Raw genomic sequence first — 13,141 nt, forward strand, 5'->3', positions numbered from 1 at the left:
CTTGCGATCGCTTCGGTAAAATCCCCTAAGATTCATGGGGGATTCCCGGAAGGGCGTTTGGCATCTATAGCGGTTCTTATTTTTATGCCATACACTCTGACCTTGCCCCTCCCCTTCCCGATTCCGAAAAGGGGACTGGAGGGTTAAACCTGGATTGGACTCAACTTGGCATCACTATAGTTGGGGATGCCAATATAGTCTTGCAGGGCTTTCACCTCCAAAGGAGCTGACTGCAAGGCACGAATCGCTGCCGCAGTAGCTTTAGCACCTGCAATCGTCGTGATCATAGGGATTTTGTAAGTGAGGGCACTGCGACGAATCAAGCGTCCATCTGCCTGCGCTTCTTCCCCAGAAGGTGTGGTGATAATCAGCTGAATCTTGTTGTTTTTGATCGCATCCAGAACGTGAGGACGCCCCTCATGCAGTTTCAGCACCACATCCACCTCTAGCCCATGTTCCCGCAGCACTTTGCGCGTGCCAACGGTGGCGACAATATGAAAGCCCAACTCGATCAAATCTCTGACCACTGGCACCGCCGCCGCCTTGTCCCGGTCGTTCATTGAGACAAACACTGTGCCAGATAAGGGCAACCGTTGTCCCGCTGCTAACGCTGCCTTAGCAAACGCTCTTCCGAAATCCACGTCAATCCCCATCACTTCTCCCGTCGAGCGCATTTCTGGCCCCAGAAGGGTGTCAGCACCGGGGAATTTTTCAAAAGGCAGTACGGCTTCCTTGACGGCAACGTGACGCGGCAGTACCTCCTCTGTCAAGTCGAGGGATTCCAGCGTGGCACCTGCCATAATTCGGGACGCCAGAGCGGCTAGGGGTACTCCAGTCGCTTTGGAGACATAAGGGATGGTGCGCGAGGCTCTGGGGTTGGCTTCTAGAATGTAAACTTGTTCCCCCTGAACGGCAAACTGGATATTCATCAATCCAATCACCTTGAGGGTCTTGGCGAGATCGATAGTCCAGGTACGGATGGTATCCAAGACTGCTTCCGATAGGGAAGTATAGGGCAAGGAACAGGCAGAATCCCCAGAGTGAATGCCCGCTTGTTCGATATGCTCCATGATGCCGCCAATCACGACCTTACCAGTGTAGTCAGCGATCGCATCGACATCCACCTCAATCGCATTTTCCAAAAACTTGTCGATCAAGATCGGATGATCGGGTTCCACCAGCACCGCATACATCATGTAGCGCTGCAAATCCTCATCAGAGTAGACAATTTCCATCGCCCGTCCTCCCAATACATAAGAAGGACGTACCACGACGGGGTAGCCAATGCGCTGCGCGACCGCTAAGGCGTCTTCAAAACTCCGAGCAATTCCGTTCGCTGGCTGCTTGATATCAAGTTCCCGCAGGATTTTTTCAAATCGCTCTCGGTCTTCGGCGGTGTCAATCGAATCTGGCGAAGTTCCCCAAATTTTAGCGGTGATTTCGGGGTGGGATTGCAGATATTCCTGCAATGGTAAAGCCAATTTTAGCGGCGTCTGACCCCCAAACTGCACGATAATTCCCTCTGGCTGTTCCGCCTCGATGATGTTGAGGACATCTTCTTTCGTCAGCGGCTCAAAGTAGAGGCGATCGCTCGTATCATAATCGGTGGAAACGGTCTCCGGGTTTGAATTGACCATAATCGTCTCAAACCCTTGCTTGGAGAGAGCATAAGCTGCATGACAGCAACAGTAGTCAAACTCAATCCCCTGTCCAATCCGGTTCGGGCCACCCCCTAAAATCATGACCTTGCGCTTATTTGAGGGCAATACCTCTGATTCTTCCTCGTAAGTCGAGTAGTAATAAGGAGTCAGTGCCTCAAATTCCGCCGCACAAGTATCCACGGTTTTGTAGACGGGGACGACGCCCAACTGCTTGCGGTAGTCGCGGACTTCATCTTCGGTCGTTTTAGTAGCGTAGGCGATCTGGCGATCGCTAAAACCTTCCTGCTTGATGTCCCACAACTTTTCTTTTGTCAGGTCTTTCAGCTTGCTTCGCTTCAAGAACTTCTCGGTTTCCAACAGTTGTTGCATCTTATCTAGAAACCACGGATCGATTCCCGTCAGTTCATAGACTTCTTCTACCGTCATCCCCATCAACATGGCATGACGAACGGTGAAAATTCTCTCTGGATGAGGCGTCCGCAGTCCCGAACGAATTTGTTCCAAACTTGGCAATTTCTCGTTCTTGTCGCATCCCCAACCCGCGCGACCCGTTTCCAAGCCTCTTAATGCTTTCTGGAACGACTCGCAGAACGTCCGCCCCATCGCCATCACTTCTCCCACCGACTTCATCTGCGTCGTCAGGATTGCCTGAGAACCCGGAAATTTCTCGAAGGCAAATCGGGGTATTTTCGTCACCACATAGTCAATGGTCGGTTCAAAGGACGCCGGGGTTTTCTTGGTGATATCGTTGGGAATTTCGTCGAGGGTATAGCCTACCGCCAACTTTGCCGCTATCTTCGCAATTGGGAACCCGGTCGCTTTAGAAGCCAGGGCAGAACTGCGAGAAACGCGGGGGTTCATCTCAATGACAATCAGGTCGCCAGTCAGAGGATTAACTGCAAACTGAATATTCGAGCCGCCGGTTTCTACCCCAATCTCGCGGATAATTTTAATCGACGCATCCCGCAACCGCTGGTATTCCTTATCGGTGAGGGTTTGCGCGGGTGCTACGGTAATCGAGTCCCCAGTGTGGATGCCCATCGGGTCAAGGTTCTCAATCGAGCAGATAATCACGACGTTATCTGCCAAATCGCGCATGACTTCTAGTTCGTACTCTTTCCAACCCAGCAGCGACTGTTCGATGAGAATTTGCGACACTGGGCTAGCATCCAAACCGCCCTGAGCCATTTCTTCAAATTCTTCCTGGTTGTAGGAAATGCCGCCGCCGGTGCCGCCTAGGGTATAGGCAGGGCGGATAATCAAGGGATAGCTGCCAATTTGGGACGCGATCGCCTTCGCTTCATCGAGGGTGCTAGCAATCCCCGATGGGCACACGCTTACCCCAATTTTCGCCATCGCTTCCTTAAACAGCAGCCGGTCTTCGGCTTTCTCGATTGCCGGTAGCTTGGCTCCAATTAACTCGACCCCGTACTTTTCCAGTACTCCATTTTTCGCAAGGGTGACGGCTATATTTAGAGCTGTCTGACCTCCCATTGTGGGCAGCAGCGCATCAGGTTGTTCTTTGGCGATTACCTTTTCTACGATTTCTGGTGTCAACGGTTCAATATAGGTGCGATCGGCCGTTTCCGGGTCGGTCATAATGCTGGCTGGATTCGAGTTCACCAGCACGACTTCATATCCTTCCTCCCGGAGCGCCTTACAGGCTTGAGTGCCTGAATAGTCAAACTCGCAGGCTTGTCCAATCACAATTGGACCAGAGCCTAGTAACAGAATTTTGTGGATGTCCTGGCGGCGGGGCATAGTTGTTTGTCCTAGCGTGACTGTTTTAAGTCCAGATTATTTTAAAGGCTTTCTTCCCTGTGCTTGGTAGTGGTTTTTGCCAATTTGCCCAAGATTTGATGAGGAAAGGTTTTTGCAACTTCTTTTGTGTCAACTGGCAAGTGTCTTCGTGGTACAACCAGCTCCCATTGACCGGGCAGTTTGAGCGAGGCTATCGATGTTAGAGACCAGGTTATCGCGTCTCTACCGCGATCGCGTCAAATCCGCCCTTCCATTCTGAACTCTTCGGTTCTCATTCCCATGATGTAGGGAAGCCAAGAAATCCGCCTTTTAGGTTAGTTGACAACTAATTTCAACAAGGTGAAAATTAATTTCTGGGTTTTTCTTTACAACTTAAATCAGAACTTTTACAACTTCATAATAAACAAGCAGAGAGAAGATATCTTCCCTCTGCTCAGTTAGTGTTACTCTCTGTCTTAAAGAACCACAGGTTAGGTACTGAAAATTTTAGCAGCCTGCATATCGAGGCTACATCTAGCTTACCTCAACGGGATTCAAGAGGCAGATACTAATTATTCGTAGTCTGGACAAAACCCAAGGTCAAGCTGTCTTTAGCGAGGAAGTGAGCCAGATGATAAGCCCGCTCTTCGGTTTTCAGCAAGATTGTTTCGTACAGATAACGGGTTGCGCGATCGCCCAAACTTTCTGCTTGTCCTGCCTGACGCCGGATTAGCTGAATCATCGCTTGCTCGGCGGCTAAGTCGTGTTCCACCATCTGGCGGCAAGAAAATACCCCTTCATCTTCTGGCGTGAAGCAGCACAGCTCTGCTAGCTTGGCAAAGCCAGCTACTGGAACGCCACCCAGTCCATCCAACCGTTCGCCAATATCATGAACGTGTCCCTGCACCTGTTCGTAGCTTTCGCTGAAGAACTCGTGCAGCATATAAAATTCTGAACCTTCGACCACAAAGTGATGCTTTTGATATTGCAAGTACAGCGCCTGAAAACTCGCTAGAGCAATGTTGAAGCCCTCACAAACCGGCGTGGTGATACTGCGATCCAGCAACACCGGATTGTCATAAACCTGACCGAAGGAGCGCAATACACTCTGAGTTTCGGACATCGTTGTATTCTCCTCTCAATAAGCAACGGTTGTTGCTAATGCAGTAAGTGTATCACGCTAACCCAATTTTGGTGTCTCACTATAGTCTGAGCCAGTTTGACCCGATCCGCAGCAAGCGCTAGTTCCTCAGTTGTATCCTTGCCTATTTCTCGCAAGCAATTAAATTTTTAGTTAAGCTAGTTGAGAATTGTTGTCGTTTGAGTTATATGTATTAACTAGGGTGAAATTGTAAAAATTCCCTACGTCAGGGAATTTTCGGAAAGGCTAGCGAGTCCAAGGAAGTTATAGACAATGCTAATTTTTCGCGTCTGTGGGAACGAATGAATCCAATAGAGCCAATTGAGCCACAACCAGAAACCGGCAAGGTTGTTGAGGTGAATCGAGCAGATCGGTGGCAAGTTTATTACCGCTTGCGAGAGTTAGGAATTTCCTGTGGGTGTGCGGTTGACCAGCCCTTGCTGGTTGAGGTCTACAACACGACAGCAGCGATTCAGCTGTGGAGTGTTGTTAGGCAGTTAACGGCATCGCGCGGCGAGTTAGTGAGCCATCTGGAACGCTGCTGGTAGACGAGTAACGATCCAAAAGAAAGTTAAAAGAGGTTGTAAAAAAGCATGAGTAAATTTAAACAAAACAACTCAGAATTCCGCCTTGAGGGATGGTTACTCGGTTTTGTCATCGAAGATGGCTATAAAATCAAATATTTGAGACTCGCAACTTCACAGGGTGAATGTCAGATAAAGCTTGCCAAAGAAGCTCGGATTTCCCTATTTCGCTCAGGAGTGACACCCGGTACTTGGGTTGAGGTTTTTGGCGAAACTAAGCTCAAGTTAAAAAGCGGAGAAGTCAAACAAAAGGCTTATCTGGTTAAACCGGGTGTTCCCCCCAGCCAATCTCAGGAAGTTACACAAGTTGAGGAAATTCAGGAATTGCCTCGACCTGCTAAAAAATTACCTCTACCTTCCGGCGTCAAAGCGACAATTTTGGTGTGTAAGAAGTCAGATTGTTGCAAGTTGGGTGCTAATAAAGTTTGTCAGGCTTTGGAAGAAGGTTTGCGCGATCGCGGCTTGGACGACCAGGTTACGATTAAAGGAACTGGCTGCATGAAGCGTTGCAAATCAGGGCCAAACATCGTTATGCCGGATAAAACCCGCTACACTCGGATTAACGCTACAGAAATCCCTGAAATTATAGATAAACATTTTCCAGATGAGATGGTATCTGAAGAGCTAATTGCACCTCGTTTGGAGTGCGAAACAGCTAGGGTTCGTTAATAATTTTTCGTAATTTATAGATAATACATACCCCCAACTTCTTTTTATCAGGAAGTTGGGGGTATCGTCTATGTGCAGCCTGCCATAATATTAGTACCTGACCAAAGCGAGTAGATAACTATGGCGATCGCTACTGTAACCGAAAGCTGCTCTCTAGAAGACTTTATGGCTAATCCCCCCGATCACATGGAGTGGGTGGATGGACAACTTGTGGAGAAAACGGGAATGACGGTAAAACATAGTATAGTTCAGACTAGGTTAGCTTGGGGCTGGAAAAATTTCATTACCCAATCTGGACAAGGAGGAGAGGTTGTTGTAGAACTTCCCTGTCGGACTTTGAAGCAGGGGCGTCGTCCTGATGTATCCTATCTCACAGCGGAATTGGTAGCGCAGTTTGGTGAGGCAGGAGCATTACCACAAAGTCCACCGCTGATTTCTGAAATCGCTTCTCCAACGGATTCAGCCGAGGATTTGTTTGCCAAAGCAAGCGAGTATTTAGAATCGGGTTGTTCAGAAGTCTGGCTAGTATTTCCTGAGAGTCGTCGGGTATTGTTAATTACTCAAAGTCAGACATTAGGGTTTAATACTGGTGATGTAGTGAGTACGCAACTTGTACTCAGAGGATTTAGTGTAGCGCTAGATGAATTGTTAGCTTGAAGCTGACAGTTGATAGAGATTTAAAATATTACTAAATGGATAGTAATTTTAGCGCGAGTAGCGTGGCAAGAGCGATCGCCTAAAAGTTACGTGGATTAAGCAAAAACCCACCATTACCGCCTGAAGACGGGCATAGTGGGTAAAGAGAAGGAAATTCTTCAACTCAAGAAAGCGCGATCGCTTTTTTGGCATCGCCGTCCATCTTGACTAAAGCGTAAACTGACCTTGCATTTGACTCAGAGCCTTAGTGCAAGCAGCACAACTGCACCCTAGATGGTCTTTGATAGGATTACTCGGTTGCACAGATGCAGGCACTTGTTGATATTGCACGACAATAACTTGTGCAGTTGGTGCAGACAGCATCATATTTGAAGCTTCAGCGGCTTGTGCTGTATTCGCTAGCAGGAGCATTGATGCCAAAATTATCGGACAAGTAAGCAAAGCAAGAGCAATTCTGTTCATAATTCAAAAGCTGACAGTTTTTGATGGCATTATAGCCAATTAATTGCCCGCTAAGTTTTGCTTAACGGCAACCAAATCCTTAGCTGTGTTAGCTTGGCTTGGCTTGAGGACAAGTAAATGCGATCGCGCTCATCCACCCATCAAAAATGGCAAGATAGCAGCGCCTACAGCATCTGCGTACTCTTCATGTAATCCCAACGAACCGGGAAGCCGGAGTGTCTGCACTCCTGGGACGTTAGCCATTGCTTCCATTTCTGCTTTTGATTTCGGCGGTGCTTGTTCGCCAATTACCACCATCACGGGTAAGGGTAAAGGCTGAAACCAGGCGAGAAAATCGTCTCTATGATTAACCGGATCTAAACCTCCGGTGACGAAGGCGGCGGGAGCAAAACGCGCTCCTGGTTGATGTGCTGTCTGCAACTTTTGTTCGAGTCGGCTAGGAGTCAGCGAGTCAGGTTCAACGTAGACATGGCGACGATACATCAAGCTAATGAAGGATTCTGTGGTGTTTAGCTTGTAGAGAGCTTGTCCTAAAATGGGCGATCGCACTACATTCTTTAGCGTTCTAAACCACCCTTGCTTTTTACCCATCATCGTCGGAAATGGCCCGCGCCAAGTGGGAGCCGCTAAAACAATCCGTGACAAAACGGGCGGTTGTTGTTGCGCTAGTTGCATCGCGTAACCAGCAGCGTGTCCAGCAGCAATGATGGCTATTGGAGTATCAAAAACATTTTTGACAAAATCTTGCAGAAATTGGTGATATAGGGCGGGTTGGTAGTTCAAGGGTAGACGAGGCGATCGCCCAAATCCAGGCCAATCGAGAGCGACGACTTGAAACTGAGATGATAATAACTCTGCCAGTCCGCGCATTTCCGAGCGTGTGGAAGCAGTGCTGAAAGCTGGCAGAAGTAATATGGGAGATCCTTTGCCTAGAGTTTCATGAACTATGGGTAATTGTTGCCCTTCCCAAGCCCAGAGATATTCCTGAACGGTTCCGCCAATTCCGACAGTACTAGGTGCAGAAATCGTTGAAGTTGCCATAAGACACAATCCCTATTTTATTTACTCTAGGCAATCTTTTAACTGCTGTTGAATTTGGGCTTCATTCAAGTTACGCCCAATAAATACCAGTTGATTGCTCTTTTGAGAAATCCACTTGTCAGTTTTCATTTCAACCCGTTTACCGCACAGTTGAAAGATGTGGCGTAAACTACTTTCCTTAAACCAGAGTAAACCTTTGGCGCGAAAAACGTCTTCGGGAAGTTGTTCGGTTAAAAATTGTTGAAATTTCTCTAAAAGGAGAGGGCGATCGCTTTGAAAAGAAAATGACATGAAACCATCATTTTCTAAGTGGTGGGAATGATCGTGATGATGATCATGATGGTGATGATGGCTAGATTCCTCTTTAGCTGGATAAGATTCCGCTTGGGAAACTCCCACATCTAAAATTAGTGGCAGAGGAACTTGTCCGTAGGAGGTTCGCAAAACTCTTGCGCCTACTTTCATGGCGCGAATGTAGTCTTCCAACTCCTTGACTTGGGCTTCTGGAACCAAATCGGTTTTGTTCAGCAGAATGATGTCACCATAGGAAATCTGATTGAGGGCGGCATCACTTTCAAAATGCTCCGGTGTAAACGTTTCCACATCCACCAAAGTCAAGATAGAATCGAGCCGAGTTAGATCGCGCAAATCTGTACTAATGAAGGTCAAGGCAATGGGCAATGGATCGGCAATTCCGGTTGTTTCGACAATTAAGTAATCAATGCGATCGCTCCGTTCCAGCACCCGATAAACTGCATCGAGCAATCCATCGTTGATGGTGCAACAAATACAGCCATTAGTGAGTTCGATCATGTTTCGATCGACGGAAATCAATAGCTGGCTATCGATATTAATATCGCCAAATTCATTAACTAAAACTGCTACTTTTAAGTCTTGACAATTATGCAAAATATGGTTAAGCAGCGTTGTTTTACCACTGCCTAAAAAGCCTGTAACGATCGTGACTGGCATTCCCCGTTTAGGAATATCCGAAATCAGGTTTTGTTTGGGTGCTGTAAGATTGTTCATTACTCTTTCGGTGTTAATTGAGCGATGCAGACATAGATTCACACCATGCGGCGCAGTGTCTGCGATGACATGGCAAGTTCTCAGAATGCCAAGATATTTTTAATAATGATAACTATTATCATAGGCGATCGCAGGTAGTGCTTCGTAGGCGAACTCTTCTATCAATCGCTTGCAGGCTATACAGGCGTAGGTTAGAGTAGCGAGTCTAACCTACAATGCGATCGCGCTTGGCGTTGTCGGTCTTAAATTACCGCAATGCAGTCAATTTCTACCAGCACATCCTTGGGTAGACGGGATACTTGCACGCAGGCACGGGCAGGGGCTGTCTCCGCATCAAAATATTTACCATAAACTGCGTTAACCGCAGCAAAATCATTCATATCTTTGAGAAAAACGGTGGTCTTGACCACATTTTCAAAGTTAGCCCCAGCAGCAGACAGAATCGCTTCAAGATGAGCCATTACCTGTTCTGTTTGCTTGGCTACATCGTCGGTGTAGACAATATCACCGATTCTAGGATCGATAGCAATTTGACCGGCGACGAAGATCATCTGACCGCTGGCAGCGATCGCTTGATTATACGGCCCGACTGGTGCTGGTGCGTTCTCTGTACGAATTACTTTGCGTGTCATTAGTATTTGTGTTGATAACGATGTTTCCTGTTTGCGGGGTTCTGTATCAGAGGCTGAGGACTTGTAAACTTCCCCATCGGGCATTATCGCGCCCGTGAAATCCGCACCCTTGATGCTTGCTCCATAAAGGTTTGCATCAGTCAAATCTGCTTTTTTCAGGTTGGCTCCATTCAGGTTTGCCCCCATGAAATTTGCTCCTTGCAGACCTGCTCTCTCTAAATTTATCCCTCGCAGGCAGGCTTTTCTAAACTGTATGTTTGTCAGTTCTGCTGCGCCTAAATCTACCTCAGCAAAATTCATAGCTGACAAATTATAGCTGGGCAACTTGACACCACGGAGCTTGGCTCCCTGGAGATTGGCATCTTGGATGTTAACATTAGCTAATTCTGCCCGACTTAAGTCAGCTTCAAATAAGTTTGCACTCGTTAGTTTCGCATTACTCAAGTTTGCTCTAACAAGGTTGGCTTGACTTAGAGACGCTTTAGTTAGGTTGGCACTATTTAGTTGAGCATCACTTAGGTTTGCATTGTCTAGGTTGGCATTATTAAAGTTAACACCACTCAAGTTTGCCTTACTGAGGTTGGCACCGCTGAGTTCTGCCAAACCCAAATTTACTGAAGAAGCTTGCACCCCACTCAGATTTGCTCCAATTAAGGATACTCTGCTAAATTTTGCGCCAGTGAGGTTGGCATTAGCCAAGTTTGCCTGATGTAACTCAGCTCCGGTCAAATCTGCATTCTGTAGGTCTATCTTACTTAGGTTTGCACCTGGGAGCTGTATCCCACTTAGTTTTACTCCTTGAAAGTTCCGTTCGCCCTTGGCGTATTTTTCTAGAAATTCTTCAGCGTTCATTGTTGGTTTAGCTTAGCGATTGTCGCGCACTTGCATCAGTTTAAGACACCGGACGAACAGGAAATCGCTGGAGCGTTGTTTTAAACCCGCGAAGGCGGGTTTTGTCTGTGTAGGCGCGATTTCTAATCGCCGCAACTCATGCAAATTTTAAATGGTCGGATTAATGCAAATTCTAATCTCCGCAACTCATGCAAATTCTAATTGCCGGAGCTAATCTTAATTGCTTTATTTCGCTAACACACCGTTTAAGAAAATATCAGCCAACCCTTCTGCCATTTCTTGCATTGCTTTCGGGGAAGCATTTTCTCCCAATAGGGTGTCGTGGCTAAAACCGGCAATTGTGAACATCCCCAAGAAAACTTGGGCGACAATTCTCGGATTCATGCGGCGATAGGTGCCTCTATCCATTGCAGTTTGAAAGAAAGCTTCTGCCACATCCGTCATTTTGACAATTACTTCAGCTTGGATGCGATCGCGCAACTCTGGATGAAACTGCGCTTCTGTAAAACAAACCCGCAGCATATCCGCATTTTCACGTAGATTCATCATCCGCCGATGCATCACCTGAGCCACAGCTTTATAGCTGCCCATTTCACTCAATTCCGTTAATAAATCTGTGAGAATTTCTACCCAGCCTTGCGTCGCCACCTCAATCAAGATCGCCTTTTTGTTCGGAAAATGACGAAACAACGTTCCTTCTGCAACCCCCGCTGTTGCGGCAAGATCGCGGGTTGTTGTCCCCTCATATCCCTGGCGGGCAAATAACCGCTGTGCTGCCTGTAAAATTCGGGTGTGAGTATCGTCTTCAGTATGAGCAACTTGCTTAGTTGTTCCTACCGTTTTCCGGTTAAAAATTCCCATATTAAGAAATAAATGGATGGATTACCACTAACACCCTAATGCAATTGTGCTATAGGCGAGTAATCAATCACCCAAACCTTCACAGATTGTTAACACCACACAATCCACGTTAGAGTCAATATCTTGGAATTAGCGCTGCTTAATCTTTAGTATTGTATGAGTCAGTTTTGTCGATTCTTGTGTGTGTCAATCCCAACGACAGCACAACCGTTACCGGAAAGTTTGAACCCCAGCCCTCAACCGTCAAGACAGCGTCAGTGGCGAAGCATTCTGGCTTTTCTGCTCGCGCTGCTGCTGGGGTGGGGTATGCAGCCAAATGTGGCGTTAGCTCGTACCCAGACGCTTGAAAAGGCGGATGGGACTGCCACAACCCAATCGATTCAGCCCTATTTAGACCGGGTGATTCAGCGGGTGACAGAGTTTCGCTTAGACAATGGTTTGAAGTTTATTGTATTGGAACGGCACCAAGCGCCGGTTGTGTCTTTTTACACCTATGCCGATGTGGGGGGTGCCAACGAACCCAATGGTCAAACAGGCGTTGCTCACTTTCTAGAGCATTTAGCTTTTAAGGGAACCACACGCATTGGTACGCAGGACTACAAGGCAGAAAAACCGCTTTTAGACCGTTTAGACCAGTTATCCGAACAAATTCAGGCAGCAAAAGCGGCAAAGAAATCGGCAGAAGTGACAACGTTGCAGGCAGAATTTAACAAAGTTGAAGCCGAAGCAGCAAAATATGTCAAGCAAAATGAACTGGGTCAAATTGTCGAACAAGCGGGAGGCGTCGGTCTAAATGCGGCAACCTCTACAGATTCCACAGTCTATTTCTACAGCTTTCCTTCCAACAAATTAGAGCTGTGGATGTCGCTGGAGTCAGAGCGGTTTTTAGACCCAGTGTTTCGAGAATTTTATAAAGAGAAAGAAGTCATCCTGGAAGAGCGACGGTTGCGAACTGATAACTCGCCCATCGGTCAAATGATTGAGGCTTTTCTCGATGCGGCTTTCAAAGTGCATCCCTATAAGCGTCCAGTGATTGGCTACGACCAGGACATCCGCAATCTTACCCGCGAAAATGTGCAGGAGTTTTTTGACACGCACTACGTCCCCAGCAAGTTAACTATTGCGGTCGTTGGGGATGTTAACCCAACGGAAGTGAAACGGCTGGCTCAAGTTTATTTTGGACGTTACAAAGCGAGACCTGCGACGGAGGAGCAATTACCGACGGAACCCAAGCAAACGGAAGCGCAGGATGTCACCTTGCGGCTGCAATCCCAACCTTGGTATCTAGAAGGCTATCACCGTCCGGCGATGAATCATCCGGATCATGCAATTTATGAACTGATCGGTCGATTGTTGAGCGATGGTCGGACTTCTCGCCTCTACAAGTCTTTAGTAGAAGAGCAGCAAGTGGCTCTGAATGCGGAAGGTTTTAGTGGCTTTCCGGGAGATAAGTATCCGAATTTGATGCTGTTCTATGCGCTGACCGCTCCCGGTCATACAGTGGATGAAGTGGCGGCGTCTTTGAGCAAGGAAATTGAGCGGCTGAAGACGGAACCCGTAGCGGCGATGGATTTAGATCGGGTGAAGACACAGGCAAGAGCTGATTTATTGCGATCGCTCGATTCCAATATGGGCATGGCGATGTCGCTGGTGGACTATGAAGTGAAAACCGGCTCATGGCGGAACCTGTTTAAGCAACTAGATGCGATCGCTACCGTGACACCCGCAGAGATTCAGCGAGTGGCGAAAGAAACTTTCCAGCCACAAAACCGGACAATTGGGCGAATTCTGCCTAAACAGGACTGAGGACTG

At 47.4% G+C, this 13,141-nt stretch carries 11 protein-coding genes; 4 read left to right on the forward strand and 7 right to left on the reverse strand.

Annotation, left to right across the window (positions count from 1 at the left end; genetic code table 11):
• Positions 1-143: 143 nt before the first annotated feature.
• Both carB and H6F52_RS10215 read right to left on the reverse strand, forming a co-directional pair.
• Positions 144-3,422 (reverse strand): carbamoyl-phosphate synthase large subunit, encoded by a 3,279-nt coding sequence (gene carB / locus H6F52_RS10210; protein WP_190534279.1) that lies wholly within the window; start codon positions 3,420-3,422, stop codon positions 144-146.
• Positions 3,423-3,969: 547 nt separating this feature from the next.
• Positions 3,970-4,524, reverse strand: coding sequence for a Dps family protein (locus H6F52_RS10215; protein ID WP_190415157.1), 555 nt, complete (start codon positions 4,522-4,524; stop codon positions 3,970-3,972).
• A 320-nt stretch (positions 4,525-4,844) separates the two neighbouring features.
• Between H6F52_RS10215 and H6F52_RS10220 the strand changes: the two genes are divergently transcribed.
• The 3 genes from H6F52_RS10220 (at position 4,845) to H6F52_RS10230 (ending at position 6,452) form a co-directional block, all read left to right on the forward strand.
• Positions 4,845-5,090, forward strand: a complete 246-nt coding sequence (locus tag H6F52_RS10220) for an Asr1405/Asl0597 family protein (RefSeq protein WP_190429618.1) — start codon at positions 4,845-4,847, stop codon at positions 5,088-5,090.
• Between the two features lie 45 nt (positions 5,091-5,135).
• Complete coding sequence (locus H6F52_RS10225; protein ID WP_190534282.1) at positions 5,136-5,795, forward strand: (2Fe-2S) ferredoxin domain-containing protein; 660 nt, start codon at positions 5,136-5,138, stop codon at positions 5,793-5,795.
• Between the two features lie 120 nt (positions 5,796-5,915).
• The gene (locus H6F52_RS10230) at positions 5,916-6,452 is read left to right on the forward strand and encodes a Uma2 family endonuclease (protein ID WP_190534285.1); all 537 of its coding nucleotides are present in this window, start codon (positions 5,916-5,918) and stop codon (positions 6,450-6,452) included.
• Between the two features lie 207 nt (positions 6,453-6,659).
• On the opposite strand, the gene H6F52_RS10235 is transcribed toward H6F52_RS10230, so the two are convergent.
• The 5 genes from H6F52_RS10235 to H6F52_RS10255 all read right to left on the reverse strand — a co-directional run bounded on the left by H6F52_RS10235 (position 6,660) and on the right by H6F52_RS10255 (position 11,329).
• Entirely contained in the window at positions 6,660-6,914 is a 255-nt protein-coding gene (locus tag H6F52_RS10235) for a hypothetical protein (protein WP_190415162.1), read from the reverse strand.
• Between the two features lie 129 nt (positions 6,915-7,043).
• Positions 7,044-7,955 carry an alpha/beta hydrolase gene (locus tag H6F52_RS10240; RefSeq protein ID WP_190534288.1) on the reverse strand — a complete coding sequence of 304 codons (912 nt, stop codon included), beginning with the start codon at positions 7,953-7,955 and terminating at the stop codon, positions 7,044-7,046.
• A 21-nt stretch (positions 7,956-7,976) separates the two neighbouring features.
• Complete coding sequence (locus H6F52_RS10245; protein ID WP_190534291.1) at positions 7,977-8,984, reverse strand: GTP-binding protein; 1,008 nt, start codon at positions 8,982-8,984, stop codon at positions 7,977-7,979.
• Positions 8,985-9,226: 242 nt separating this feature from the next.
• Positions 9,227-10,468 carry a Rid family detoxifying hydrolase gene (locus tag H6F52_RS10250; RefSeq protein ID WP_190534294.1) on the reverse strand — a complete coding sequence of 414 codons (1,242 nt, stop codon included), beginning with the start codon at positions 10,466-10,468 and terminating at the stop codon, positions 9,227-9,229.
• 225 nt (positions 10,469-10,693) lie between these two features.
• Positions 10,694-11,329, reverse strand: a complete 636-nt coding sequence (locus H6F52_RS10255; RefSeq protein ID WP_190428402.1) for a TetR/AcrR family transcriptional regulator — start codon at positions 11,327-11,329, stop codon at positions 10,694-10,696.
• A 156-nt stretch (positions 11,330-11,485) separates the two neighbouring features.
• Between H6F52_RS10255 and H6F52_RS10260 the strand changes: the two genes are divergently transcribed.
• Positions 11,486-13,135, forward strand: coding sequence for a pitrilysin family protein (locus H6F52_RS10260; protein WP_190534296.1), 1,650 nt, complete (start codon positions 11,486-11,488; stop codon positions 13,133-13,135).
• The last annotated feature ends 6 nt before the right edge of the window (positions 13,136-13,141 follow it).

The organism is Coleofasciculus sp. FACHB-542, assembly GCF_014695825.1.
GTDB lineage: Bacteria > Cyanobacteriota > Cyanobacteriia > Cyanobacteriales > FACHB-T130 > FACHB-T130.

Excerpts from the sequence above, each read along its gene's own strand:
- H6F52_RS10215 (WP_190415157.1), bottom strand. The coding sequence starts at position 4,524 with ATGTCCGAAACTCAGAGTGTATTGCGCTCCTTCGGTCAGGTTTATGAC.
- H6F52_RS10260 (WP_190534296.1), top strand. The coding sequence starts at position 11,486 with ATGAGTCAGTTTTGTCGATTCTTGTGTGTGTCAATCCCAACGACAGCA.
- H6F52_RS10245 (WP_190534291.1), bottom strand. The coding sequence starts at position 8,984 with ATGAACAATCTTACAGCACCCAAACAAAACCTGATTTCGGATATTCCT.
- H6F52_RS10240 (WP_190534288.1), bottom strand. The coding sequence starts at position 7,955 with ATGGCAACTTCAACGATTTCTGCACCTAGTACTGTCGGAATTGGCGGA.
- H6F52_RS10235 (WP_190415162.1), bottom strand. The coding sequence starts at position 6,914 with ATGAACAGAATTGCTCTTGCTTTGCTTACTTGTCCGATAATTTTGGCA.
- H6F52_RS10230 (WP_190534285.1), top strand. The coding sequence starts at position 5,916 with ATGGCGATCGCTACTGTAACCGAAAGCTGCTCTCTAGAAGACTTTATG.
- H6F52_RS10225 (WP_190534282.1), top strand. The coding sequence starts at position 5,136 with ATGAGTAAATTTAAACAAAACAACTCAGAATTCCGCCTTGAGGGATGG.
- H6F52_RS10250 (WP_190534294.1), bottom strand. The coding sequence starts at position 10,468 with ATGAACGCTGAAGAATTTCTAGAAAAATACGCCAAGGGCGAACGGAAC.
- carB (WP_190534279.1), bottom strand. The coding sequence starts at position 3,422 with ATGCCCCGCCGCCAGGACATCCACAAAATTCTGTTACTAGGCTCTGGT.
- H6F52_RS10255 (WP_190428402.1), bottom strand. The coding sequence starts at position 11,329 with ATGGGAATTTTTAACCGGAAAACGGTAGGAACAACTAAGCAAGTTGCT.
- H6F52_RS10220 (WP_190429618.1), top strand. The coding sequence starts at position 4,845 with ATGAATCCAATAGAGCCAATTGAGCCACAACCAGAAACCGGCAAGGTT.